This is a genomic window from Rhodoferax sp. UBA5149 (assembly GCF_002413825.1).
Taxonomy (GTDB): Bacteria; Pseudomonadota; Gammaproteobacteria; order Burkholderiales; family Burkholderiaceae_C; genus Rhodoferax.
On sequence record NZ_DHXT01000200.1, the window covers coordinates 15321 to 16245 of the forward strand.

The following is a 925-nucleotide window of genomic DNA, read 5'->3' on the forward strand; positions in this document are numbered from 1 at the left end:
GCAACAGTGCCCGGGCCCAGTACGCGGGTCAGAAAGACCGAGATGTCGGCCACCTCGCGCGGATGCACGCTGTGCTGCATCGGGTAGCTGTGCCATTGCACCGGGTAGCCCAGCCCGGCGAGAAAATCGCGCGAGGCTTCGCCCCGGGCCGGTGCCACCACCGGGTCCATGCTGCCGTGGGCCATGAAGATGGGGGTGTGGGCGTTGGCGGGTGCACGCTCGGCCACCAAGGTGTCGGCCAGCGGCAGGTAACCCGACAAGGCCATGATGCCGGCGAGCCGCTTGGGGAAGCGCAAGCCGGCGTGCAGGGCCATGGCGCAGCCTTGCGAGAAGCCCGCCAGCACGATGTTCTGGTAGGGGACGCCACGCGCGGCCTCGTTTTCGATCAGCTGGCAAATAGCGCGCGCAGACAGCTGGATGCCGGCCGTGTCCTGGCGGTTCAGCAGGTCGCTGCCCATGATGTCGTACCACGCGGGCATGACGTAGCCGCCGTTCAGGGTGACCGGGATGCTGGGCGCGTGCGGAAAGACGAAGCGAATGGGCGGGCAGGCGTCCAGGTCCAGCTCGGGTACCAGGGCGGCGAAGTCGTTGCCATCGGCCCCGAGGCCGTGTAGCCAGATGACGGCGGCGGTGGCGGGCGCGCTGGATTGAGGAGCGCTTTCAATTTCAATACGGGGGAGCAGGGTATTCATGGCGCGCAAGTGTACCCAGTGTTGCGGCGCCTGACAGCGCCAGGCGCTTAAAACAGTTCCATGTCGCCCACATTGGCGGCCTGCTCGACCAGTGCGCCGCTGGCAATCAAGGCGGCGTGGCTGCAAACCTGGTTTCGTCCATGTTCCTTGGCGTAATAAACCGCCTTGTCGGCGCGCTCGAAGGCACCGCTGGGGGTGTCGCCGGTTTTGATTTCAGAAAAACCGATGCTGAT

Annotated in this window: 1 protein-coding gene and 1 pseudogene; both read right to left on the reverse strand. The window is 65.8% G+C overall.

Annotation, left to right across the window (positions count from 1 at the left end; all coding sequences use genetic code 11):
- A partial coding sequence (locus B3V69_RS18045) for an alpha/beta hydrolase (protein ID WP_414707574.1) occupies window positions 1–701 on the reverse strand: 701 nt, incomplete at its 3' end.
- Window positions 702–739: 38 nt separating this feature from the next.
- Window positions 740–925 (reverse strand): annotated as a pseudogene (locus B3V69_RS18050) (GGDEF domain-containing protein); the annotation flags it as partial.